Annotated in this window: 24 protein-coding genes; 16 read left to right on the top strand and 8 right to left on the bottom strand. The window is 56.7% G+C overall.

All coding sequences use genetic code 11. The features are described from left to right. Window positions 1–193: 193 nt before the first annotated feature. The 4 genes from ABLU80_RS08815 (at window position 194) to ABLU80_RS08800 (ending at window position 5,121) form a co-directional block, all read left to right on the top strand. Window positions 194–1,435 (top strand): MFS transporter, encoded by a 1,242-nt coding sequence (locus tag ABLU80_RS08815; protein WP_015369910.1) that lies wholly within the window; start codon window positions 194–196, stop codon window positions 1,433–1,435. A gap of 18 nt (window positions 1,436–1,453) precedes the next feature. Next, window positions 1,454–2,884 (top strand): glycoside hydrolase family 32 protein, encoded by a 1,431-nt coding sequence (locus ABLU80_RS08810; protein WP_348849910.1) that lies wholly within the window; start codon window positions 1,454–1,456, stop codon window positions 2,882–2,884. 109 nt (window positions 2,885–2,993) lie between these two features. Then, entirely contained in the window at window positions 2,994–4,349 is a 1,356-nt protein-coding gene (locus ABLU80_RS08805) for a carbohydrate porin (RefSeq protein WP_348849904.1), read from the top strand. Window positions 4,350–4,428: 79 nt separating this feature from the next. Next, window positions 4,429–5,121, top strand: a complete 693-nt coding sequence (locus tag ABLU80_RS08800) for an aspartate/glutamate racemase (RefSeq protein ID WP_348849903.1) — start codon at window positions 4,429–4,431, stop codon at window positions 5,119–5,121. On the opposite strand, the gene ABLU80_RS08795 is transcribed toward ABLU80_RS08800, so the two are convergent. Continuing rightward, window positions 5,108–6,034 carry a LysR family transcriptional regulator gene (locus tag ABLU80_RS08795; protein WP_015369914.1) on the bottom strand — a complete coding sequence of 309 codons (927 nt, stop codon included), beginning with the start codon at window positions 6,032–6,034 and terminating at the stop codon, window positions 5,108–5,110. The two genes, ABLU80_RS08800 and ABLU80_RS08795, sit on opposite strands and share 14 nt — an antisense overlap. Before the next feature lie 136 nt (window positions 6,035–6,170). Here ABLU80_RS08795 and lysA point away from each other — a divergent pair, with 136 nt between their 5' ends. After that, window positions 6,171–7,433, top strand: coding sequence for a diaminopimelate decarboxylase (gene lysA / locus ABLU80_RS08790; RefSeq protein ID WP_015369915.1), 1,263 nt, complete (start codon window positions 6,171–6,173; stop codon window positions 7,431–7,433). Here lysA and ABLU80_RS08785 read toward each other — a convergent pair. Next, window positions 7,426–8,427: a LacI family DNA-binding transcriptional regulator gene (locus ABLU80_RS08785; RefSeq protein ID WP_161798777.1), complete on the bottom strand. Its 1,002-nt coding sequence runs from the start codon at window positions 8,425–8,427 to the stop codon at window positions 7,426–7,428. The genes lysA and ABLU80_RS08785 overlap by 8 nt on opposite strands. Window positions 8,428–8,623: 196 nt before the next feature. On the opposite strand from ABLU80_RS08785, the gene ABLU80_RS08780 reads away from it, so the two are divergent. Next, window positions 8,624–9,103 (top strand): GNAT family N-acetyltransferase, encoded by a 480-nt coding sequence (locus tag ABLU80_RS08780; protein ID WP_015703332.1) that lies wholly within the window; start codon window positions 8,624–8,626, stop codon window positions 9,101–9,103. On the opposite strand, the gene galR is transcribed toward ABLU80_RS08780, so the two are convergent. Then, the gene (gene galR / locus ABLU80_RS08775) at window positions 9,064–10,080 is read right to left on the bottom strand and encodes an HTH-type transcriptional regulator GalR (protein ID WP_015703331.1); all 1,017 of its coding nucleotides are present in this window, start codon (window positions 10,078–10,080) and stop codon (window positions 9,064–9,066) included. The genes ABLU80_RS08780 and galR overlap by 40 nt on opposite strands. A 621-nt stretch (window positions 10,081–10,701) precedes the next feature. Here galR and aas point away from each other — a divergent pair. Continuing rightward, window positions 10,702–12,861, top strand: coding sequence for a bifunctional acyl-ACP--phospholipid O-acyltransferase/long-chain-fatty-acid--ACP ligase (gene aas, locus ABLU80_RS08770; protein ID WP_348849902.1), 2,160 nt, complete (start codon window positions 10,702–10,704; stop codon window positions 12,859–12,861). Beyond that, window positions 12,854–14,047: a lysophospholipid transporter LplT gene (lplT, locus tag ABLU80_RS08765; RefSeq protein ID WP_020078036.1), complete on the top strand. Its 1,194-nt coding sequence runs from the start codon at window positions 12,854–12,856 to the stop codon at window positions 14,045–14,047. The genes aas and lplT overlap by 8 nt, the downstream gene beginning before the upstream one ends. 85 nt (window positions 14,048–14,132) lie before the next feature. Here lplT and ABLU80_RS08760 read toward each other — a convergent pair whose 3' ends face one another. From ABLU80_RS08760 to ABLU80_RS08740, 5 genes are all read right to left on the bottom strand, one after another. Continuing rightward, on the bottom strand, window positions 14,133–15,173 hold the full coding sequence (locus ABLU80_RS08760) for an NADP(H)-dependent aldo-keto reductase (RefSeq protein ID WP_015369921.1): 1,041 nt from the start codon (window positions 15,171–15,173) through the stop codon (window positions 14,133–14,135). Between the two features lie 252 nt (window positions 15,174–15,425). Continuing rightward, entirely contained in the window at window positions 15,426–15,644 is a 219-nt protein-coding gene (locus ABLU80_RS08755; RefSeq protein ID WP_004867116.1) for a YgdI/YgdR family lipoprotein, read from the bottom strand. Window positions 15,645–15,767: 123 nt separating this feature from the next. Next, window positions 15,768–16,481, bottom strand: coding sequence for a TerC family protein (locus tag ABLU80_RS08750; RefSeq protein ID WP_015369923.1), 714 nt, complete (start codon window positions 16,479–16,481; stop codon window positions 15,768–15,770). Between the two features lie 63 nt (window positions 16,482–16,544). Then, window positions 16,545–17,240, bottom strand: coding sequence for a DNA mismatch repair endonuclease MutH (mutH, locus tag ABLU80_RS08745; RefSeq protein WP_015369924.1), 696 nt, complete (start codon window positions 17,238–17,240; stop codon window positions 16,545–16,547). A gap of 64 nt (window positions 17,241–17,304) precedes the next feature. Next, entirely contained in the window at window positions 17,305–17,469 is a 165-nt protein-coding gene (locus ABLU80_RS08740) for a hypothetical protein (protein ID WP_223575784.1), read from the bottom strand. 453 nt (window positions 17,470–17,922) lie between these two features. On the opposite strand from ABLU80_RS08740, the gene rppH reads away from it, so the two are divergent. From rppH to ABLU80_RS08700, 8 genes are all read left to right on the top strand, one after another. After that, complete coding sequence (rppH, locus tag ABLU80_RS08735; protein ID WP_015703328.1) at window positions 17,923–18,453, top strand: RNA pyrophosphohydrolase; 531 nt, start codon at window positions 17,923–17,925, stop codon at window positions 18,451–18,453. 12 nt (window positions 18,454–18,465) lie between these two features. Next, window positions 18,466–20,712 carry a phosphoenolpyruvate--protein phosphotransferase gene (ptsP, locus tag ABLU80_RS08730; RefSeq protein ID WP_348849901.1) on the top strand — a complete coding sequence of 749 codons (2,247 nt, stop codon included), beginning with the start codon at window positions 18,466–18,468 and terminating at the stop codon, window positions 20,710–20,712. 398 nt (window positions 20,713–21,110) lie between these two features. Then, window positions 21,111–21,986: a prolipoprotein diacylglyceryl transferase gene (gene lgt, locus ABLU80_RS08725; RefSeq protein ID WP_015369928.1), complete on the top strand. Its 876-nt coding sequence runs from the start codon at window positions 21,111–21,113 to the stop codon at window positions 21,984–21,986. 6 nt (window positions 21,987–21,992) lie between these two features. After that, complete coding sequence (thyA, locus tag ABLU80_RS08720; RefSeq protein ID WP_015369929.1) at window positions 21,993–22,787, top strand: thymidylate synthase; 795 nt, start codon at window positions 21,993–21,995, stop codon at window positions 22,785–22,787. 186 nt (window positions 22,788–22,973) lie between these two features. Next, window positions 22,974–23,438 (top strand): prepilin peptidase-dependent protein, encoded by a 465-nt coding sequence (locus ABLU80_RS08715; protein ID WP_063445840.1) that lies wholly within the window; start codon window positions 22,974–22,976, stop codon window positions 23,436–23,438. Then, entirely contained in the window at window positions 23,429–23,992 is a 564-nt protein-coding gene (locus ABLU80_RS08710) for a prepilin peptidase-dependent protein (RefSeq protein ID WP_063445841.1), read from the top strand. Before ABLU80_RS08715 ends, ABLU80_RS08710 begins: the two co-directional genes overlap by 10 nt. Continuing rightward, a complete protein-coding gene (locus ABLU80_RS08705) occupies window positions 23,989–24,396 on the top strand; it encodes a DUF2509 family protein (protein ID WP_047740355.1) in 408 nt (135 codons plus the stop codon). Before ABLU80_RS08710 ends, ABLU80_RS08705 begins: the two co-directional genes overlap by 4 nt. Further along, window positions 24,381–24,704, top strand: coding sequence for a prepilin-type N-terminal cleavage/methylation domain-containing protein (locus ABLU80_RS08700; RefSeq protein ID WP_015369934.1), 324 nt, complete (start codon window positions 24,381–24,383; stop codon window positions 24,702–24,704). Before ABLU80_RS08705 ends, ABLU80_RS08700 begins: the two co-directional genes overlap by 16 nt. Window positions 24,705–24,711 lie beyond the last annotated feature (7 nt).

The raw sequence follows: 24,711 nt of genomic DNA, 5'->3' as shown, positions 1-24,711 counted from the left end.
TGATGTAAAAGGATCATACGATAGTCTATCCCAGCCTGATGGTGAAGCATGGCGAGGAATAGTTGATCGCGATCTCATCTCCATTATGTTAACGTTAACTTTTGTGATTAACATCATGAATCGTCACAAAACCAGATGAGAGTTGTTTTTTGTTAACGTTACCATTTGCGCATTACTCCAACACGAGAATGTCATGATGAAGATGCATCACTCTCACAGCTACCCCTTACTCAGTGCCTTACTGTTTTTCTTTTTTGTTACCTGGTCTTCTTCCGGCTCGCTGCTTTCCATCTGGCTACATCAGGAAGTGGGGCTGAAAGCCGGGGATACCGGCATTATCTACGCGGTGCTGTCGGTCTCGGCGCTATTCGCCCAGATTTGCTACGGCTTTATCCAGGATAAACTGGGGCTGCGCAAAAATTTACTCTGGTATATCACCGTCTTACTGATCCTTTCCGGCCCGGCCTATCTGCTGTTTGGCTATCTGCTGAAAATCAACGTGCTGCTCGGCAGTATTTTTGGCGGCATCTATATCGGCCTGACCTTTAACGGCGGCATTGGCGTGCTGGAGTCCTATACCGAGCGCGTAGCGCGGCAAAGCCAGTTTGAATTCGGCAAAGCGCGGATGTGGGGATCGCTGGGCTGGGCGGTGGCGACCTTTTTCGCTGGGCTGCTGTTCAACATTAACCCACAACTGAACTTCGCCGTCGCCAGCTGTTCTGGTCTGGTTTTCTTCATGCTGCTGGCGCGGCTTAAGGTCTCTTCAGCGCCGCACGCCATGCAGGAGGCGGTCAGTGGCGGTAAAGTCACGTTGGAAGACGCGCTGCGCCTGCTGACGCTGCCGCGCTTTTGGGCGCTGGTGTTTTTCGTCGTTGGCACCTGTATTTACGGCGTTTACGACCAGCAGTTTCCGGTCTACTTCTCCTCGCAGTTCGCCACGCTCCATGAAGGGAACGCCATGTATGGCTATCTCAACTCCTTCCAGGTGTTCCTCGAAGCGGCGGGAATGTTCTGCGCCCCGTGGCTGGTCAATCGCATCGGCGCGAAAAACGGCCTGATCTTCGCCGGCATGGTGATGGCGATGCGCATGGTGGCCTCCGGGCTGGTGGAAGGCCCGGTTCTGATCTCGATTACGAAACTGCTGCACGCCGTGGAATTACCGGTGCTGCTGGTGTCCATCTTCAAATACAACAGCCTGAACTTTGATAAACGCCTTTCTTCCACCCTGTACCTGGTTGGTTTCGCCTGCACCAGTTCGGTCATCGCCACCGTACTGTCGCCGCTGGCGGGCTATAGCTACGAAAAATACGGCTTCGCCGACTCCTATTTGATCATGGGACTGCTGGTGTTCTGCACCACCTTCATCTCCATCTTCCTGCTGCGATCCAATAAGCCCTCTTCGGATTCGCTCATGTCGCAGCCATCCACTATCTGACTGAAAAGAGAAATGAATATGATCTATTCCATTAGTAACGCGGAGCGGGAACTGCAGGCGAAAAGCGTGGATCTCAACCCGCGCTGGTATCCGCGTTATCACCTGGCGGCCCGTGCCGGTTGGATCAACGACCCCAACGGGCTGGTATGGTTCGACGGCTGGTACCACGCGTTTTATCAGCACCACCCGTATTCAAACCAGTGGGGGCCGATGCACTGGGGCCATGCGCGCAGCAAGGACCTTGTGCAGTGGGAACACCTGCCGGTGGCGCTGGCGCCGGAAGGGCCGGAAGATAAAGACGGCTGCTTCTCCGGCTCGGCGGTGGTTGATGGCGATACGCTGGCACTCATCTACACCGGCCATAAATTTCATGGCGATCCCGCGGATGAAAATAACCTGTACCAGGTGCAGTGCCTGGCGACCAGCCGCGACGGCATCCATTTTGAGCGCCAGGGGATGGTTATCGATACCCCGCCGGGGATGCACCATTTTCGCGACCCGAAAGTATGGCGTGAAGGTGAAAGCTGGTACATGGTGGTCGGCGCGCGGGTAGACGACGTCGGCCAGGTGCGGTTGTACCGTTCTGACGACCTGAGCCACTGGCAGGACGCCGGTATTCTTGCCCAGGCCGAAGCGGGGATGGGCTACATGTGGGAGTGCCCGGATTTCTTTGAACTCGATGGCAAGCGGGTGCTGATGTTCTCGCCGCAGGGGATGGCCGCGGACGGCTTTGCCCGGCGCAATTTATTCCAGAGCGGCTATCTGCTGGGGGACTGGCAGCCGGGGCAACCTTTTGTCCGCGAAGAGGCGTTTGTCGAACTCGACAGCGGTCACGATTTCTATGCGCCGCAAAGTTTCCTCACCCCCGATGGCCGGCGGATTGTGATCGGCTGGCTGGATATGTGGGAGTCGCCGTTGCCGGAGCAGCAGGACGGTTGGGCCGGCATGCTGTCGCTGCCGCGCGAGTTAAGCCTCGGTGCCGATAATCGGCTGTTGATGCGTCCGGCAAAAGAGGTGGAAGGTCTGCGCCGCGACTGGTTCCCGTGGCCGGTCAGTTCGTTGAAGAATCAGCAGCTGACGATGGTAGAGCGCTGCGAAACCATGGAGGTCAACCTGCATTGGGATACGGCCAATAGCTGCGCCGAGCAGTACGGTTTGAGCTTTGGCGAAGGGCTGAAGATATATGTCGACAATCAGATGCAGCGTCTGGTGCTGGAGCGTCGCTATCCGCAATATGGTTTGTGCGGCACCCGCAGCGTTCCGTTACCAGCCGGTTCGGCGCTGAAGCTGCGGCTATTTTTCGATAGCTCATCCGTCGAGGTTTTCGTTAATGACGGCGAAGCCTGCCTCAGCAGCCGTATTTATCCTGATGCCAAGCGCCGGGAATTAGCTTTATTTTCCTGGAGCGGTAGTGCGGCATTAATTGATGGCGGAGCATGGAACCTCTAATTAAATAATCATTAACCTGAATAACCCGTAAGCAAACGCTGGCGGGTTATTTAATATTCACCAAAATAATAAAACAATACCTTTAATATATAATAAGCAGGGTCTAGCGATGAATAAAATCTGGGTTGGATGTCTTATCTCGTCTTTATTTATTCCCGCCGCCGACGCGCAGCAAACGCTTTCTCTTGAGGAGCGTCTGGCGCAGATGGAGCAGCGCTTAAAAGCCACCGAGCAGCGGGCGCAAAACGCCGAGGCGGAAATCCGCGAACTGAAGCAACAGGAGCGCGCGACGGCTAACAGCAGCGCGACTGCGCCCGCGACGGTTGCCGCGCCCGCGCTGGCGGTGAATAAAGATGTCGATTTAAAATTTTACGGTGATGTTGAATTTAATATGGATGGCGCCAGTCGAACCGGCAGCCTGACCTCGGTAAAAACCAGCGCGAATAAGAACTGGGCGCCGGGGGATAAAGAGCGCTGGGATATTAATGGGCGTATTTTGTTAGGATTCGATGGTTTACGTAAAGGCGCTAATGGGAAATATTCCGGCTTTAGCGTACAACCGCTGGCGGATATGACCGGAAAAATGAATCTTGATGATGCCGTATTTTTCTTTGGTCAGGAAAATGACTGGAAAATAAAAATCGGGCGCTTTGAAGCTTACGATATGTTCCCGCTGAATCAGGATACGTTTATTGAATATTCTGGTAATACCGCCAACGATCTCTATAGCGACGGTTACGGTTATATCTACATGATGAAAGAGGGGCGCGGGCGTAGCAGCAGCGGCGGTAATTTCCTGCTGAGCAAATACCTCGATAACTGGTACTTTGAGCTCAACACGCTGGTGGAAGACGGTAGCTCGCTGTTTGTCGATCAAAACTACCACGGCAACGCGCTCGAAAATCATAAAAACGTGGTCTATGTGCGGCCGGTGGCGGCCTGGCAGTCCGGACCGTGGTCAGTGGCGGCGGCGGTTGAGAGTAATCTGGTGAACAATGCCTATGGCTATCAAAACCAGAACGGACGCTGGGTCGATCAGTCCAGCCGTACCGGCTACGGCCTGACCATGAGCTGGAATACGCTGAAAACCGATGCCGAGGATGGCATGGTGGTGAATCTCAGCACCGCTTATCTGGACGCGGCGGATGAAGAGGATTTCAGCGCCGGTATCAACGCGCTGTGGCATCGCGTCGAGCTGGGATATATCTACGCGCACAACAAAATCGACCAGTTCAACATGGCGGGGGTCAGCGGCGAGTGCGATGGCGACTGCGCGATTCTGACGCCGGGCCGCTATGACATCCACACGATCCATGCCTCCTGGCAACTGCCGAATATCATGGATATGCCGAACTTTAATATTTATCTCGGCGCCTATGCCTCATGGCTGGATTCGTCGGCCCAGCAGAGCGGGAACGACGACGAACGCTACGGCGCGCGCGTGCGCTTTAAATATTTCTTCTGATGGGGTCGCCGCCCAACAGCAACAGTGGAAAGTTATCGGCAGGTTTGCTTCACTGGAGCAAACCATAAAGGAGCAGATAATGAAAACCATCGGCCTGCTGGGCGGCATGAGCTGGGAATCCACCATTCCCTATTACCGGTTAATCAATGAAGGCATTAAAGCGCGGCTCGGCGGCCTGCATTCCGCCAGCCTGTTGCTTCATAGCGTTGATTTTCATGAGATTGAAGCCTGCCAGTCGGCAGGGGAGTGGGATCGCGCCGGCGAGATCCTCGCCACGGCCGCGCTGGGGCTACAGCAGGCCGGCGCCGAGGGCATCGTGCTGTGCACCAACACCATGCATAAGGTGGCTGATGCGATTGAAGCCCGCTGCGAGGTGCCGTTCCTGCATATCGCTGACGCCACCGGGCGGGCTATCAGCGCTAAAGGCCAGCGTCGGGTCGCGCTATTGGGCACCCGCTACACCATGGAGCAGGATTTTTATCGCGGCCGTCTACAGCAGCAGTTTGCAATTGAGACGCTGATCCCGCAGGCTGACGATCGGGCGGGCATCAATCAGATTATCTTTGATGAGCTCTGCCTCGGCACCTTTAGCGACGCCTCGCGCGACTATTATCTGCAGGTCATCGAGGCGCTGGCGGCACAGGGGGCGCAAGGCGTTATCTTCGGCTGCACCGAAATCGGCCTGCTGGTACCGGAAACGAGTAGTCCGCTGCCGGTATTTGATACCGCGGCGATCCATGCCGCCGACGCGGTGGAATTTATGCTCTCTTAAGTACCGCCGCCAGCGGCTGTTCGATACGCGGCAGGCTGGTTTGCAGATGCTGGACAAAGGCGTCGACCAGCGCGGAACCGGGGCGATGTAGTGGGCGGATGAGGCTGACGGTAAAGGGCACATCGACGCTGAAGCGCCGCACCACCACGCCGCTCTCAGCGTAGTCGAGGGCGGTGAGCGGGTTAACCACCGAAATGCCCGCACCAGCGCGCACCAGCGCGCAGATCGACGCCGCGCTGTGGGTTTCAACCACCATCCGTCTTTTCACCTGGTGCTCCATAAATAGCGCATCAAGCAGCTGACGATAGCTGTCGGTGCGCGACAGGCTGATATAGTTTTCACCGTGGAAGTCGGCGGGGGTGAGTTCGGTTTTCGCGGCCAGCGGGTGATTTTGTGGCAGCACGCAGACTTCATTTAAGGTCAGCAGCGGCGTGCGCTCGGTGCCGGCCGGCGTATGCAGCGTTTCCGTTAACCCCAAATCGTGGCGCTGGGCGGATAGCCACTCCTCCAGCAACGGCGACTCCTGCGGCACGATCTGCAGGCTGACGTCCGGATAGCGCGCCAGGAACGGCTGCAGCAGCAGCGGCAGAAATGACTGCGAAAAGACCGGCAGACAGGCTACCGACAGCTCTCCCTGGCGGAATTCGCGCAGGCTCTCCGCGGCGCTAACGATGCGATCCAACCCGTACCACGAGCGCTGTACTTCTTCAAACAGTCGCAGCCCCTGCACCGTCGGCTGCAGACGGCCGCGGGCGCGCTCAAACAGCTTTAAGCCCAGCACTTTCTCAAAACGCGCCAGTTCACGGCTGACCGTCGGCTGCGAGGTATGCAGCATCCGCGCCGCTTCGGTTAGGTTGCCGGTGGTCATCACCGCGTGGAAAATCTCAATATGGCGTAAGTTGACGGCAGGCATGGGCGGTTCCCGGTTAGCATCAGATAGCCATATCATTTTTGCATAGACTCGTGACAAAACGATATTTTTTATTCTCTTCACGCTGTGGCGTAATCGGAAAAAACATCGACAAACACACGTACGCACCGGAGTCCTTATGCCACGCTCGCTGAACGCCACCGATACCGATCTGACCGCCGATAATCTACTGCGCCTGCCCGCTGAGTTCGGTTGCCCGGTATGGGTCTATGACGCGCAGATTATCCGCCGCCAGATTGCCCAACTTAGCCAGTTTGACGTAGTGCGTTTTGCGCAGAAGGCCTGCTCCAATATTCATATTCTGCGTCTGATGCGCGAGCAGGGCGTTAAGGTGGATTCGGTGTCGCTTGGCGAGATCGAACGCGCGCTGGCGGCAGGTTACGATCCCGTGCAGCATCCGGATGATATCGTCTTTACCGCCGATCTGATCGATCGCGCGACCCTTGAGCGAGTGAAGGCGTTACAGATCCCGGTGAATGCTGGATCCGTGGATATGCTTAGCCAACTGGGCGAAGTCTCGCCGGGTCACCGCGTCTGGCTACGGGTCAACCCGGGATTTGGTCATGGCCACAGCCAGAAGACCAATACCGGCGGCGAAAACAGCAAACACGGTATCTGGTTCAGCCAGCTGCCGCAGGCGCTGGAGGTGATTCGCCGCCATTCGCTGCAGCTGGTCGGCATCCATATGCATATCGGATCCGGCGTTGATTACGGTCATCTTGAGCAAGTATGCGGCGCGATGGTGCGCCAGGTGGTGGAGTTTGGTCAGGATCTGCAGGCGATCTCCGCCGGCGGCGGTTTATCGATCCCATATCACGAAGGCGAAGAGGCGATCGATACCGATCACTATTTTGGCCTGTGGAATGCGGCGCGCGAGCAGATCGCCAAACATCTGGGGCATCCGGTAAAGCTGGAGATCGAACCGGGGCGTTTCCTGGTGGCGGAGTCCGGCGTGCTGGTATCGCAGGTGCGTAGCGTGAAAGAGATGGGCAGCCGCCACTTCGTGCTGATCGATGCCGGCTTTAACGATCTGATGCGCCCGGCCATGTACGGCAGTTATCATCATATTACCGCGCTGGCGGCGGACGGGCGCGACCTGAGCGGCGAACCGCAGCTGGAAACCGTGGTCGCGGGGCCGCTGTGCGAATCCGGCGACGTCTTTACCCAACAGGAGGGCGGGAAAGTGGAAACTCGCCTGCTGCCGGCGGTGGCGCCGGGCGATTACCTGGTGCTGCACGACACCGGCGCGTACGGCGCATCGATGTCTTCAAACTACAACAGCCGCCCGCTACTACCGGAAGTGCTGTTTGATAACGGCAGCGCGCGCCTGATTCGCCGTCGCCAGACCATTGAAGAACTGCTGGCGCTGGAGCTTATTTAAAGAATGGCCCCGTCGTTACCGATTCACGCAGTACCAGCGTACCGGTGAACGGCGGGATGGTTTCGATCGGCTGTTCGTTGGCGAGCTTAATCGCCTGGTCGATGGCGGTGGTGATCATATTGTCGATCGGCAGATAAACCGTTGATAATCCGGGCTCCAGCCACTTCGCGCTAGGAGCGTCGTCAAAGCCGAAGAGCGATACGTCCTGCGGAATGCGCAGCCCCGCCTGATGCAGCGCTTTCGAGGCGCCCAACGCCATATCATCGTTACAGGAGAACAGCGCGCTAAACGGCGTTTTCTCTTCTAATAATTCCCGACACAGCTCATAACCGCGGGTCATCGTTGAATCGCCGTACTTGACCCGCGCCGGTTCCCACGCAATTCCGTGCTTTTCCAGGGCGCTGCGGTAGCCCGCCAGGCGCGCTTTACCCGTTGGGGTATGCATCGGCACGGTCAGGCAGGCGATATCGCGATGCCCCTGGGAGATCAGATAGTCGACGGCCTGAAACGCCGCTTCCTGCTGTTCAAAGAACACGCAGCGTTCCCGCGCCTGGCTAACGTCGCGGTTAATCACCACCAGCGGCGTTTCAATGGTTTCGATAAGCGACATAATTTTCTGTTCGCTCATATGGCGGGTGTAGAGCACGATGGCGTCACACTGACGGTCGGCCAACATTTGTACCGCTTCTTCTTCCCGTTCGGGCGCATCGTGGCCGTCGGTGACGATAAGCTGTTTGCCCCAGGCTTCCGTTTGGCGCGACGCCTGTTGCAGCAAGCGGCCAAAGTAAAAACCGTCGAATGTCGATACCACCAGTCCAATGCTGTTGCTGGTGCGATTCGCCAGCGAGCGGGCGAGAAAATTAGGCCGGTAGCCCAGCTCTTCCATCGCTTTGAATACCTGTTGGCGGGTACTCTCTTTTACCTGACCTGTGCCGTTCAACACGCGGGAAACCGTCGCTTTCGAGACGCCTGCGCGTATTGAGACATCCAGCATTGTTGCCATTCGTCGATTCCTGATAACCGGTGATAGGGCGCAGTTTACCACAGTCATTCAGAGGGATATGAGCCTGACGACGGCAAAGACTATCGCGATCACGCTTTTTGCGGAAATCCTGTTGAAGGCATTTTCCGACCCCGGATGCGCGGGCGCGAGCGGCGCGCTAGAATTCATCGATTCACAGGGGGAAAAAATGCAGATTCAACCGTTGTACGCCGCGCCGCAGCATGGGCCGCAGGTGGCGGAGTGGCTATGGCAGGCTTTTGCCGGCGATGCCTTACCGCAGGCGTTTTTTAGCAGTATTGTTGAACATAGCCAAACGCCGGGGGCGCTGCCGCTGACCTTTATCGCCACCGATGGCGAGGCGCTGCTGGGTACCGTGGGGCTGTGGCGTTGCGATTTGATAAGCCGTCAGGATCTATTTCCATGGATGGCGGCGCTCTTTGTCGCCGAAACGGCGCGCGGGCAGGGGCTGGCCGGGAAGCTGCAGCGGCACGTCATCGACTATGCCCGCCAGTGCGGTTATCCGCAGCTTTATCTCTATTCCGCCTGCCGCGATTTTTATGAGCGCTTTGGCTGGCGCTATATCGGCGAGGGCCTGGATTACCCGGCCACCGCCGTGAGCCTGTACCGCTATGACTTGTCACTTTCCGCGGGCGTTATCACCGAGTGACGGCGCACCAGCGTCGGGCTGAAGAGGTGAGTGATTTCCGGCGCCGGGCGCTGTTCTGCTAGTGCCAGGGCCAGCTCCGCCGCCTGGGTCGCCATGGTGACGATCGGATAACGTACGGTGGTCAGGCGGGGGCGCACGTAGCGCGAGATCAGCACATCATCGAAGCCAATCAGCGAAATTTCCTGCGGCACCTCGATACCGTTATCGTTGAGCACCCCCATCGCGCCGGCGGCCATTGAATCGTTGTAACAGGCGACGGCGGTAAAGTTTCTGCCGCGGCCTAATAGCTCGGTCATCGCCAGCTCGCCGCCGCTTTCGTCAGGCTCGGCGAAGGTGACCAGCCGGTCATTGACGGCCAGGCCGCTCTCCTTCAGGGCATCGTAATAACCTTGCAGCCGGTCTTCAGCATCGGAAATCGCGTGGTTGGAGCAGATATAGCCAATGCGGCTGTGGCCCTGCTGAATCAGATGGCGCGTCGCCAGCCAGGCGCCGTAGCGGTCATCGAGCGCCACGCTGCGTTGCTCGAAACCCGGCACGATGCGGTTAATCAACACCATGCCGGGGATCTGTTTCATCAGCCCCGCCAGCTCATCGTCGGGGATCATTTTGGCGTGCACCACCAGCGCCGCGCAGCGGTGACGGATTAGCTGTTCAATCGCCTGACGTTCCTTTTGCACGTTGTGGTAGCCGTTGCCGATAAGCAAAAAATTACCGGTGCTGTAGGCCACCTGCTCGACGGCTTTGACCATCGCTCCGAAGAAGGGATCGGAAACGTCGCCCACCACCAGGCCGATGGTTTCCGTTGACTGCTGCGCCAGCGCGCGGGCGTTGGCGTTGGGGTGATAGTTCAGGGTTTCCATCGCCGCCGTTACCGACTGACGAGAGGCTTCACTCGCTTTTGGCGAGTTGTTGATAACGCGTGAGACGGTAGCGACGGACACTCCAGCGAGTCGGGCTACATCCTTAATTGTCGCCATACCGGACCTTTTTTAGGGTAAGCGTTTACATAATAGTTATGTTACGGGAAAGCGCAGCGGATTCAAGGCTACCGCTATTCTGGTTGATACAAATGTGACGCAGACAGAGATTAGCAGTGAAAAAGTTACACAGCACAATGCGAGGGATGCAACGGTGAAAAGAGAATTCTCATCTTTGCTTACACTTTGCGATTAGCTGTTGCGAATGTTCGCTGGTTTCGTTGAGTGATGCATTGATACTCTGGCTATCCCAGAGGTATTGATAGGTGGAGTCAACGTCATGTTGACCACTTAATTACACCAACCTGCGCAGATGCGCAGGTTTTTTTTTGCCTGTTATTCATGCTGTTACAGATAGCGAGAATCGTAATACCTGGTTGCACTTAGGCTCATTCCCTTGCGTTTTCGCGCTGGCGCGATCGCGGGTAAAAACGCGACAATCAGGGTCCCAGAGGTATTGATTGGTGAGTTTCTTAAGTACGCACTTCGTACTGATTATCTTGCACCGGCCTGCGCGGATGCGCAGGTTTTTTTTATTCTGAATTTTATCCCCCCACACTGCTTTTCCCCGCCTTCTCATGTAACCTGCTTGGATTACTAAATCAGCCACGCGGAGTCGTTATGCTGTTGGGATTTTTTCGATTACTGTTCAAAGGATTGTACCGGGTGCGATTGACCGGAGACACTCAGGCGCTTTATCAGGAAAAAGTATTAATAACGCCCAATCATGTCTCATTTCTCGACGGTATTTTACTGGCGCTCTTTCTGCCTGTGCGGCCGGTGTTTGCGGTCTATACCTCGATTAGCCAGCGCTGGTTTATGCGGGCGCTGACGCCGCTTATCGACTTTGTTCCGCTGGACCCCACCAAACCGATGTCAATTAAGCATCTGGTGCGCTTGATTGAGCAGGGACGCCCGGTGGTTATCTTCCCGGAAGGGCGTATTTCGGTCAGCGGTTCGCTGATGAAAATCTATGACGGCGCGGCGTTCGTGGCGGCGAAGTCGAAAGCGACCATTGTGCCGCTGCGAATTGAAGGCGCCGAACTTACGCCATTCAGCCGCCTGAAGGGGCTGGTAAAACGCCGCCTGTTTCCGCGTATTCAGCTCCATTTACTGCCGCCGACGCATCTGCCGATGCCGGAGGCGCCGCGCGCCCGCGATCGGCGAAAAATCGCCGGCGAAATGCTGCACCAGATTATGATGGAAGCGCGCATGGCGGTGCGGCCGCGTGAAACGCTGTATGAGTCGCTACTGGCGGCGCAGGACCGCTTCGGCGCGCGCAAAAACTGCGTGGAAGATATTAATTTCCAGCCGGATACCTACCGTAAACTGTTGACCAAAACGCTGTTCGTCGCGCGTATTCTGGAAAAATACAGCGCGCAGGGCGAGAAAATCGGCCTGATGCTGCCTAACGCCGGTATCAGCGCGGCGGTGATTTTCGGCGCGATTGCCCGCGGGCGAATCCCGGCAATGATGAACTATACCGCCGGCGTCAAAGGACTCAGCAGCGCGATTACCGCCGCGGAAATCAAAACCATTTTTACTTCCCGTACCTTCCTCGATAAGGGCAAGCTCTGGCACCTGCCGGAGCAGTTGACTCAGGTGCGCTGGGTGTTTCTGGAAGATCTGAAAGGCGATGTCACCACCGCCGACAAACTGTGGATATTTGGCCATTTGCTGGCGCCGCGTCTGGCGCAGGTCAAGCAGCAGCCGGAAGATGCGGCGATGATCCTCTTTACCTCCGGCTCGGAGGGGAACCCAAAAGGGGTGGTGCATAGCCATAAAAGCCTGCTGGCTAACGTCGAACAGATTAAAACCATCGCCGATTTTACCGCCAACGACCGCTTTATGTCGGCGCTGCCGCTTTTCCACTCCTTCGGCCTGACGGTCGGCCTGCTGACGCCGCTATTCACCGGCGCGGAAGTATTCCTCTATCCAAGCCCGCTGCACTATCGGGTGGTGCCGGAGCTGGTTTACGATCGTAACTGTACCGTTTTGTTCGGCACCTCAACCTTCCTCGCCAACTATGCCCGCTTTGCCAACCCGTATGATTTTTATCGCCTGCGCTATGTGGTGGCAGGGGCGGAAAAACTGCAGGACAGCACCAAGCAGCTGTGGCAGGACAAATTTGGTCTGCGCATCCTTGAAGGCTACGGCGTGACCGAATGCGCGCCGGTGGTCTCCATCAACGTCCCGATGGCGGCGAAAGTCGGCACCGTCGGGCGTATTCTTCCGGGGATGGATGCCCGATTGCTGGCGATGCCGGGCATCGAACAGGGAGGCCGACTGCAGTTAAAAGGGCCTAACATCATGAAAGGCTATCTGCGGGTAGAAAACCCCGGCGTGCTGGAAGCGCCGACGGCGGAAAACCAGTACGGTGAAGTGGAGAGCGGCTGGTACGACACCGGCGATATCGTCGTCTTTGACGAGCAGGGATACGTGCGTATCCAGGGCCGCGCCAAACGCTTCGCCAAAATCGCCGGCGAAATGGTCTCGCTGGAGATGGTCGAGCAGGTCGCTTTGGCGGTCTCACCGGACAAAATGCACGCCACGGCCATTAAGCAGGACGCCAGCAAAGGCGAGGCGCTGGTGCTGTTTACCACCGATAATGAACTCAATCGCGAAAAGCTGCTGCGCTACGCACGTGAACATGGCGTACCGGAACTGGCGGTGCCGCGCGATATTCGTTGGCTGAAACAGCTGCCGGTACTGGGCAGCGGCAAGCCGGACTTTGTCACCCTGAAAGACATGGTAGAAGAGGCGGAGCATTCAAATGAGTGAGTCAGTGCACACTAACGCTTCACTGTACTCGAAAGGGATGATGGCGGTGATCTGCGCCCAGTTCCTGTCGGCCTTCGGCGATAATGCGCTGCTGTTCGCCACCCTGGCGCTGATGAAACAGCTCTACTATCCGGAGTGGAGCCAGCCGGTGTTGCAGATGTTGTTTGTGGGCGCTTACATTCTCTTTGCGCCGTTTGTCGGTCAGTTTGCCGATAGCTTCGCCAAAGGCCGGGTGATGATGGTCGCTAACGGCCTGAAGCTGCTCGGCGCCGGGTGTATTTGCTTTGGCGTCAATCCGTTTATCGGTTATACGCTGGTGGGTGTTGGCGCGGCGGCCTATTCGCCGGCGAAATACGGTATTCTGGGCGAACTGACCACCGGCGATAAGTTAGTGAAGGCTAACGGACTGATGGAGTCGTCGACCATCGCGGCTATCCTGCTAGGGTCGATGGCGGGCGGCATTCTTGCGGACTGGCACGTGCTGGCGGCGCTTATCGTTTGTGCGCTGGTTTATGGCGGCGCGGTGGTCGCTAACCTGTGGATCCCGAAACTACCGGCGGCTCGTCCTGGGCAGTCGTGGCGTTTCAGGCCGATGACCCATAGCTTCTTCAGCGCCTGTAAAACGCTGTGGCGTAATAGCGAAACGCGTTTCTCGTTGATGGGCACCAGCTTGTTTTGGGGCGCGGGGGTGACGCTGCGCTTCCTGCTGGTGATTTGGGTGCCCGTAGCGCTTGGGATCACCAGCAACGCGATGCCGACCTACCTCAATGCGATGGTCGCCGTCGGGATTGTGGTTGGCGCTGGCGCGGCGGCGAAGCTGGTAACGCTGGAAACCGTCTCGCGCTGTATGCCCGCCGGGATATTGATTGGCGTCGCGGTGATTGCCTTCGCGGTGCAGCAGTCGCTATTGCCAGCATTTGGCCTGCTGCTACTGCTCGGTGTGTGCGGCGGCTTCTTTATTGTGCCGCTGAACGCGCTGCTGCAGGAGCGCGGGAAACATACCGTTGGCGCAGGTAACGCCATTGCGGTACAGAACCTCGGCGAAAACGTGGCGATGCTGCTCATGCTGGGGCTGTACTCGCTGGCGGTCAGCGTTGGGATCCCGCCGGTTGGCGTGGGGATAGGGTTTGGCGCGGTCTTTGCGCTAGCCATCGCCGCATTGTGGTGGTGGGGACGGCGTAAATAACGCCCCGGAGGGGGACGGACTCACAAATGTCTGCTCTCCAGTAGCCCGGGTAAGGCGTTTACGCCGCTACCCGGGTTTTACCCTCTTAAGGCGCTGGGTAGGTATATACCTTATGCACCGCTTCAATCTCCGCTAACACCTCTTCGCTCAGCTCAAGATGCAAACTTTCGACGTTGGTCTTGAGCTGCTCCATGGTCGTGGCCCCGAGCAGGGTGCTGGCGACAAATGGCTGGCGACGCACAAAGGCCAACGCCATTTGCGCCGGATCGAGATTGTGGCGTTTGGCAATGTCCACATAAGCGGCCACCGCTTTCTGCGCCTGCTCGCCGCTGTAGCGGGTAAAGCGGCTGAATAGCGTATTGCGTGCGCCAGCCGGCTGCGCGCCGTTGAGGTACTTACCGGTCAGCGTACCGAACGCCAGGCATGAATACGCCAGCAGCTCAACGCCCTCATATTGGCTCACTTCCGCCAGCCCCACTTCGTAGCTGCGGTTAAGCAGGCTGTACGGGTTTTGAATCGTGACGATGCGCGGCAGGTCGTGCTTATCGGCCAGATGCAGATAGCGCATGACGCCAAAAGCGGTTTCGTTAGAGACGCCGATATAGCGAATTTTCCCGGCGCGCTGGAATTCGGTGAGGGCTTCCAGCGTATCGAGCAGGGTGACCACCGGCGCGGAGTCGCTCCAGGTATAGCCCAGCTTGCCGAAACAGTTGGTCTGGCGCTGTGGCCAATGTACCTGATAGAGGTCGAGATAATCGGTTTGCAGACGCTTGAGGCTGTCGTGCAGCGCGTCGCGAATATTTTTGCGATCCAGCGCGTGGTTCGGGCGAATGCTGCTGTCGTTATTGCGCGCCGGGCCGCTGACTTTAGAGGCGATAACCAGCTTTTCGCGGTTGCCGCGTTTCGCCAGCCAGTTGCCGACGTAGGTTTCGGTCAGACCCTGGGTTTCCGGGCGCGGCGGGACAGGATACATTTCGGCGACATCAATCAGGTTAATTCCCTGACTTACGGCGTAGTCGAGCTGTTCATGAGCGTCGGCCTCGCTATTTTGTTCACCAAACGTCATTGTGCCCAGCCCCAGCGTGCTGATTTCAAGAGAACTGTGTGGGATACGGTGATACTGCATAGCCGGCTTCCTTATTTTTATCAACAAGGTCAGGAGTTTCCCGACAAAACTATCTCCCCACAAACTTCAAAGCGCTTGCAGGCTGATGGGAATAACAACATGGCAGAGGGAGAGAAAAAGAGAAAGGGAAAATATCAAAAAAGCCGGGTCTGGAGATCCTGAAGGGGGTTGCCCTGGGATATAGCAGGGGGATCCCGACTCTTTTCTGTTGCTGTGGTTGTCGGAAATTATGCTTTTAACCGACGAAAAAGCTTAACGCTTAATAATTTGTGACACGTCGTCGCGGTTGATCTGCATTTTATTGCCTTGCTGATCTTCGTAGCTTATCAAACCGGTGTCATCGTCAACCGCCGGTTTACCGTCGGTAAGAATCATACGTCCGTCTTTTGTCGCCATGACATAATCGCTGCTGCAACCGGAAACCGAGAACGCCAGTCCTACGGCGGAAATCAATACTGCCCATTTTTTCATCGTCATTACCTCACTTATGGCCGCACCTCGTACCAGTATATTAATAGCCTGATTTGTGAGACATAAAAAGCAGTAAAGTCTTAAAAAGAATTGCAGCCCGCTTCCGGACTGCAATTTTGTGGCTTATAGCGGGTTTTTCTTATTGCGCATCAGGTTGAGAGTTTCGACCGCAATGGAGAAGAACATCGCGAAGTAGATGTAACCTTTCGGCACATGCACATCGAAGCTCTCCAGCATCAGGGTGAAACCGACCAGGATCAGAAACGACAACGCCAACATTTTGACCGACGGGTGACGGTCAACGAAGTCGCCGATCGGACGTGCGGCAAACATCATCACCCCAACCGCAATCACCACCGCGGCCATCATAATGAACAGATGATCGGAGAGGCCGACGGCGGTGATGACTGAATCAAGGCTGAAGATGATATCCAGCAGCATGATCTGTACGATGGCGCCAAAGAAGGAGTGGACGTTGCTTTTAAGGCCTTCTTCCTCGCCTTCAATCGATTCGTGGATCTCTTTACTCGCTTTCCAGATCAGGAACAGGCCACCGAGCAGCAGGATCAGGTCGCGAAATGAGATCTCCTGACCGAATACGGTGAAGAGTGGATTGGTGAGCTTAACGACCCAGGCGATAGACGCCAGCAGGCCGAGACGCATCAGCATGGCTCCCATTAACCCGATACGCCGCGCATGGGCGCGTTGGGCGGTGGGCAACTTAGCGACAACCAGAGAGAGAAAAATAATATTATCGATCCCGAGAACGATCTCCAGCAGCGTCAGCGTGCCGAGCGCCAGCCAGGCGTTAGGATCGGTTATCCATGCAAATAACATTGTTCAAAGTCCTGCAAAAAATAAAGTCGTAATTATATGCAGGCGTTGCGGCAGAACAAAAAATTATTCATGTCCTAATAGAAAATGACGCGCCAGCAGTGCGGCGGTGAAGTTCTTTTTCAGATAAAAGCCGCGCGGCAAAGTGAGGATCGGCTCGCCATGGGCGCCGATCGCTTCCGTTAGCGCCTTGCTGTTGGCCGCTTTAGGGCGCAGTTGCAATACCTCGCCGTGGCGGGCGGTGATGCGTTCAACCTGGCCGAGCACGATCAAATCCATCAACTCTTCCCAGTCCATGCGCAGCTGGCGATCTTCTTCCTCGTCTGGCGTCCATAATAGCGGCGCGCCGACGCGGCGTTGCGCGAGCGGGATCTCGCGTTCGCCTTCTACCGGGATCCACAATACGCGCTGTAGCTTATGCCGCACGTGGCTGCTTTCCCAGGTCACGCCGCTATTACCGGTTAGCGGCGCCACGCAAACAAATGTGGTCTCCAGAGGACGGCCCTGACGGTCAATGGGGATGGTTTTCAGCTCCACGCCTAAGGCAGCGAAATCCTGCTCCGGTTTGCTCCCGGCGCTGGCGCCCAGCCAAATTTCCAGCAGAATGCCAATCCAGCCTTTATCGCGTTTCAAATCGCGGGGAATGGGGACCCCCGCCAGCGCCGCCAGTTCCCCCAGCGAATAACCCGCCAGCCGCTGGGCCTGAGCAAGAAGTTGCTCCTGACTTTGCGGCGGAGCGGTTAGCGGAGCGATGGCTGGCATGATGGAAAACCTCTGGTTAAAAAGTGAGCGCTATTTTTATGCGTTGTGGATAGAGTTTACCTTTTTATGGGTAACTATACCAATGTGATGATTTATATATGTTTTTTGTCCCGTTTCTTCGCTTGTGAAAACAGTGAAAACGGGTTTTCCAGAACTGGTCACTGACAATGAACAGGATCTTACACCATGTTATCCACAGAAAAATGGGATAACTGGGGAAAAGCCCCACTACTGGTTCGATTTACAGCCTTGACGTGCGACGAAAATCGAATTTTTAGACAAAATGTGCCCGACGAGTGTGCTTTATCTGTGGATAAAAGCGGCATTGTTCGATCTTTCATCAGTTGCCGGATCGCATATGTGATGATCATCACGTTATGCTGTAATTTGTCGGTGTGAACTATGATAACTTAATGAATAGTATGTCATTATTAAGAAGCCCTATCTCTACGTCGTTCGGACTACTCTGGGTTTTCCCTGGTTAATTCCGTACTTCTTCACAACTCTATCCACAGAAAAAGTGAATAAAATGGCCCGGGGATGGCGTTCACTGTTTATAACTCGGGTGATTACTGTGAGTTATTCAAATGTTATTCGTTATCACGCCACACAGAGAGTGGTTTACCGTTTCCAATGAGTGTGAAACAATCATTCACATTGAAGCTTATTTTGAGGTAGTCCGGTGATTGATGACGATGGCTACCGCCCAAATGTCGGCATTGTAATCTGTAACCGCCAGGGCCAGGTGATGTGGGCCCGGCGCTATGGTCAGCACTCGTGGCAGTTCCCGCAAGGGGGCATTAATCCAGGCGAGTCCGCCGAGCAGGCAATGTATCGGGAATTGTTCGAAGAGGTTGGGTTAAGCCGCAAAGATGTGCGGATCCTGGCCTCAACCCGTAACTGGCTGCGTTACAAGCTGCCTAAACGTTTGGTGCGTTGGGACACAAAGCCGGTTTGTATCGGTCAGAAGCAGAAGTGGTTTCTTCTACAACTGGTCGGCAGCGATACGGCTATTAATATGCAAACCAGCAGTACACCTGAGTTTGATGGCTGGCGATGGGTAAGTTACTGGTACCCGGTTCGTCAGGTGGTGTCGTTTAAGCGCGACGTTTACCGCCGGGTGATGAAAGAGTTCGCGGGTGTGACAATGTCGCTCGCTGAAACCACACCGAAGCCACAAAGCGCGCCTGCTTATCGACGTAAAAGAGGTTAAGCCACGCACATTATGCTCACTCGGTTGCGAGAAATAGTCGAGAAGGTCGCCAGCGCGCCGCGTTTAAACGAGGCGCTGGATATCCTGGTGACGGATGTCTGTAAAGCGATGGAAACGGAAGTTTGTTCGGTTTATCTGGCTGACAACGATCGACGCTGCTATTACCTGATGGCCACGCGCGGGCTGAAAAAACCCCGTGGGCGCACAGTCGCACTCGCATTTGATGAAGGTCTTGTCGGCCTGGTGGGGCGGCTGGCCGAACCTATCAACCTCGCCGATGCGCAGAAGCATCCCAGCTTTAAATATATACCGGCTGTTAAGGAGGATCGTTTTCGCGCCTTCCTTGGCGTGCCGATCATCCAGCGGCGTCAGCTGCTGGGTGTGCTGGTAGTCCAGCAGCGTGAGCTGCGCCAGTTCGATGAAAGCGAAGAGTCCTTCCTTGTCACCCTCGCCACCCAGATGGCCGCGATTCTCTCCCAATCACAGTTAAATGCGCTGTTTGGGCAGTATCGTCAGACCCGCATCCGCGCGCTGCCGGCATCATCCGGGGTGGCGATTGCCGAAGGCTGGATGGATGCCAGCCTGCCGTTGATGGAGCAGGTCTACGAGGCCTCGACGCTGGACACCGCTTCCGAGCGCGAACGTCTCACCGGCGCGCTGGAAGAGGCGGCGAATGAGTTTCGTCGCTACAGCAAGCGCTACGCCGCCGGGGCGCAAAAAGAGACGGCGGCTATTTTTGACCTCTATTCGCACCTGCTATCCGATGCGCGCCTGCGCCGTGAGCTATTCGACGAAGTCGACAAAGGCTCCGTCGCCGAATGGGCGGTGAAAAAGGTCATTGAAAAATTTGCCGAGCAGTTTGCCGCCCTCAGCGATGGCTATCTGAAAGAGCGGGCGGGGGATTTACGTACTCTCGGACAGCGGCTGTTGTTCCATCTCGACGACACCACCCAGGGGCCTAACACCTGGCCTGAGCGCATTATTCTGGTGGCCGACGAACTGTCGGCTACCACGCTTGCGGAAGTGCCGCAGGACCGTTTAGTCGGGGTGGTGGTGCGCGACGGCGCGGCCAACTCCCACGCGGCGATCATGGTGCGCGCGCTGGGCATCCCGACGGTAATGGGCGCCGATATTCAGCCGTCGCTGCTGCATGGCCATATGCTGATCGTTGATGGTTATCGCGGCGATCTATTGGTCGATCCCGAACCGGTGCTGCTGCAGGAATATCAGCGGTTAATCAGCGAAGAGAACGAACTGAGCCGGCTGGCGGAAGACGATCTCGAACGCGCTTCCGAACTGAAAAGCGGCGAACGGGTAAAAGTGATGCTCAACGCCGGCCTGAGCCCGGAGCATGAAGAGAAACTCGGCAGCTTTATCGATGGTATCGGGCTTTACCGCACCGAAATTCCGTTTATGTTACAGAGCGGCTTCCCCTCCGAAGAGGAGCAGGTCGCTCAGTATCAGGGCATGCTGCAGATGTTTAACAGCAAGCCTGTAACCCTGCGTACGCTGGATATTGGCGCCGATAAGCAACTGCCGTATATGCCGATCAGCGAAGAGAACCCGTGCCTTGGCTGGCGCGGGATCCGTATTACGCTCGATCAGCCAGAGATCTTCTTGATCCAGGTGCGCGCGATGCTGCGCGCCAATGCCGCCACCGGCAACCTCAGCATCCTGCTGCCGATGGTCACCAGCCTCGAAGAGGTTGACGAAGCCCGCCGCCTGATTGAGCGCGCCAGCCGTGAAGTCGAAGAGATGATTGGTTACGCTATTCCGCGCCCGCGCCTTGGGGTGATGCTGGAAGTGCCGTCTATGGTCTTTATGCTGCCGCAGTTGGCAAACCGCATCGACTTTATCTCGGTCGGCACCAATGACCTGACGCAATACATCCTCGCGGTCGACCGCAATAATACCCGCGTCGCCAATATGTACGACTGCCTGCATCCTGCGGTATTGCGGGCGCTGGCAATGATCGCTCATGACGCCGAGCGTTTTGGTATCGATCTGCGCCTGTGCGGCGAAATGGCGGGTGACCCGATGTGCGTCACCATCCTGGTAGGACTCGGCTATCGCCATTTGTCGATGAACGGCCGTTCGGTCGCGCGCGTGAAATATCTGCTACGCCGTATCGATATCGAAGAAGCGCAGGAGCTGTCACGGCGCAGTCTGGAAGCGCAGATGACCACCGAAGTGCGCCACCAGGTGGCGGCGTTTATGGAGCGCCGCGGTCTCGGCGGCCTGATCCGCGGCGGACGGTAACAGTAGATACTGTTATCGGTTTGCAATTTTTATAAGGGTTTTCCCCGGACGCGGCGCGTTGCGCCTTCTCCGGGCTACCAAATCGCATCGTGCTGTAGCCCCGGTAAGCGGCAGCGCCACCGGGGGGGTTGAGATCGCCAGCACCAGTAGTATCAGCCATCATGGTGAATAAATTAAAGGCAGGCCGCACGGACCGTAGGTCGGGTAAGGCGTTAGCCGCCACCCGACCAAAAAACCGCACGCTGTTAGCATCCGTATACATATCTTTTACACGTTCAGCGCGGATCGCACTACACGCTTATGCTATCATTCGCCTCCTTCGGAGTGCCCGTTTTAAGCGGGCACGGATCATCACCGCTGTCCACTTTCGGCGGAATAACAAGTCTTTATGGTGACAGATGAATAGTGGCTACCTGCATTTTCCGGAGTTCGATCCGGTAATATTTTCCATTGGACCGGTCTCTCTCCACTGGTACGGCTTAATGTACCTGGTTGGTTTCGTCTTTGCGATGTGGCTGGCCACCCGTCGGGCCAATCGTCCGGGCAGCGGCTGGACGAAAAATGAAGTGGAAAACCTGCTCTACGCGGGCTTCCTCGGCGTATTCCTCGGCGGCCGTATCGGCTATGTGATGTTCTACAACCTGCCGGTCTTCCTTAGCGACCCGCTATATCTGTTCCGCGTCTGGGATGGCGGCATGTCGTTCCACGGCGGCCTGATCGGCGTGATTCTGGTGATGATTATCTTCGCCAAACGCACCAAACGCACCTTCTTCCAGGTCTCCGATTTCATCGCGCCGCTGATCCCGTTTGGCCTCGGCGCCGGGCGTCTGGGCAACTTTATCAACGGTGAACTGTGGGGCCGCGTTGACCCGAACTTCCATTACGCGATGATTTTCCCTGGCTCGCGCGCTGAGGATCTGGCGCTGCTGCCGTCGCACCCGGAATGGCAATCATTATTCGATACCTACGGCGCGCTGCCGCGTCACGCCTCGCAGCTTTATGAGCTGGCGCTGGAAGGCGTGGTGCTGTTCCTGATCCTGAACCTGTTTATCCGTAAACCGCGCCCGACCGGTTCGGTTTCCGGCCTGTTCCTGATTGGCTACGGCCTGTTCCGCATTATCGTGGAATTCTTCCGTCAGCCGGACGCGCAGTTTACCGGCGGCTGGGTACAGTACATCAGTATGGGGCAGATTCTTTCGATCCCGATGGTGCTTGCGGGTATCATTATGATGGTTTGGGCTTATCGTCACCGTCCGCAGCAACAAAACTCTTGAGGAACCATGAAACAGTATCTTGATTTGATGCAGAAAGTGCTCGCCGAGGGCACGCCAAAAAATGACCGCACCGGCACTGGCACCATCTCTATCTTCGGCCACCAGATGCGTTTTAACCTGCAGGAAGGCTTCCCGCTGGTGACCACCAAGCGCTGTCATTTACGCTCCATCATCCATGAACTGCTGTGGTTCCTGCAGGGCGACACCAACATTGCCTATCTGCACGAAAATAACGTCACAATCTGGGACGAGTGGGCGGATGAGAATGGCGATCTGGGGCCGGTCTACGGCAAACAGTGGCGCTCCTGGCCCGCGCCGGACGGCCGCCATATCGACCAGATCAGCACGGTCATGGAACAGCTGAAAAACGACCCCGACTCTCGCCGTATCATCGTGTCGGCATGGAACGTCGGTGAGCTGGATAAAATGGCGCTGGCGCCGTGCCACGCGTTCTTCCAGTTCTACGTCGCGGACGGCAAGCTCTCCTGCCAGCTGTATCAGCGCTCCTGCGACGTGTTCCTCGGCCTGCCGTTCAACATCGCCAGCTATGCGCTGCTGGTGCATATGGTGGCGCAGCAGTGCGATCTGCAAGTGGGCGATTTTGTCTGGACCGGCGGCGACACTCACCTGTACAGCAATCACCTGGAGCAGACCAACCTGCAGCTGAGCCGCGAACCGCGTCCGCTGCCGAAGCTGGTCATTAAGCGCAAACCGGCGTCGATTTTCGACTACCGTTTTGAAGACTTCGAAATTGAAGGTTATGACCCGCATCCGGGTATTAAAGCGCCTGTGGCGATTTAACCTCTCTGTAGTGATGACAAACCGGCGCCAGCAGCGCCGGTTTTTTTATGCTCTTCGTAGAATTTTGCGAGCCTGATTCCTGACGCCGCTCAACATCCTGCAACTGGCGAATTTTTTCCCGAGCCGCGACGCGAACCGTAGATTTACCATTCGAATGGATGGTCAGAGCAACGCATACTCGACGCCATGAACAGACAGCATGGCTACACCCTAATTGAAATGCTGGTCACCATGATGCTGGTGATCATCCTCAGCGCCAGCGGTATGTACGGCTGGCAGCGCTGGCAACAGCAACAGCGCCTGTGGCAGGTCGCCTGCCAGGTGCGCGATTATCTCGTGCTGCTGCGCGATGACGCTAACTGGCACAACCGCGAGCGCGTCATTCGCGTCGGACAATCGCCCACCGGCTGGTGCCTGAGCGCAATCGGCGTGGAGGCTGACTGTCACGCGAAAACGCCTTTTACCCTGCAGCCGCTATGGCCGGGAATTACCTTGCGGCACCTGACGGCGGGAATCGGCTTCTACGGCCTGCGCAACAGCGCCTGGGCCGGTTATATCCTGCTGCAAAGCGATGGCGGAGCGTGGCGGATTGTTGTCTCTAACTGGGGGCGCATACGCCTGTGCCGGGAAGGAGAGGAATTATGCCAGTAGTAGAGCGCGGCTTTTCGCTCATCGAAACGCTAATCGCCATGGCGATAGGTTCTGTTTTACTGCTGGGGGCCGCTCGTTTCCTTCCGGCGCTACAGCGCCAGGTTCTTAGCCAAACGCAGCAGCAGGCGCTGGAAAATGAGCTATGGCAGCGGGTCTATGCGTTAGCCAAACATTTGCAGCGCGCCGGATATTGCGCAGGTCAATGTCATGGTCAGGCGCTGGTGATTGCCGACGGCGGGCAGTGCGTCATCGTTCGCTGGGATGGCAACAGCAACGGCATTTGGGAACTGGCGCCGGAGGCCGATGCCGATTCCACCGGTTTTCGCCTGCGCGACGGAGCGCTGGAAACGCGGCGCGGCGTCGCTGACTGCGGCGGTAAAAATTGGGAGAAAATGACCAATCCCGCCGCTCTCACGGTCACACGCTTTCACGTTGAGCGGCAGGCGATAAGCGGGTTCTCTCCTGAACTTATCGTTACCCTGGGGGCGCAGGCGCAATCGGACTCGCGTATTTCTGCCGAGGCGCAATATTGGGTGACGGGGTTCAACCTGTGAAACGCCAGCGCGGAGTTTCATCGCTGCTGATGGTGCTGCTGTTACTGGCGCTGGGCAGTCTGCTGTTGCAGGGGATGAATCAGCAGCAGCGATCTCTGCTGGCGCAGGTGAGCGCCGAAACCCAGGCGATTCGCGATACGGCCGCCGCGCAGTCGGCACTGCAATGGGGCAAAGGGGTGAACTGGCCGCTGCAGAGCGATGTGGTGTGTCAACAGGAAAGCAGCCAACGCTGGCGAGCGTGCCTGCGGCTTTTTAATGATGGCCGCGCGCTGCTTATCGCCGGCAGCGGCACAGTACAGCTGTGGCAGTCAGCATGGGTTGAACAGGGCGTGCTGCGCTATTTAGCGCATGGATGGAGCGATTTTTGCCCGTTAAAGGAGAGTGCGTTATGCCTGATGCCGTAGCGCGCCAGCGCGGTTTTAGCCTTGCGGAAACATTATTAGCGATGGCGCTGTTAATCATGACCATCGCGGCGCTTGGCGGTTATCACCGCGGGCTGGCCAGCGGCGCCGCTCAATTGAACGCCTACCGCCAGCAGTGGCGGGAGGCGTGGCGCTTTAGCCAACTCATTCCCCCGGCACAGCCCGCGCAAGGGCAAATAAGCCGCTTGCAGACATCCAGGCAAAGTTGTGTCAGCATCACGGTAACGATCACCATGCCCGCCGCTAAGCGGGTGCAGATGAACCGGCTACATTGTCCGGCAAATCAGTAGTCAGGAG

The organism is Klebsiella sp. CN_Kp104 (assembly GCF_040064515.1).
Classification (GTDB): Bacteria; Pseudomonadota; Gammaproteobacteria; order Enterobacterales; family Enterobacteriaceae; genus Klebsiella; species Klebsiella aerogenes.
The sequence above is the reverse complement of the archived record's forward strand: the minus strand, read 5'-3'. Positions and strand labels throughout refer to the sequence as shown.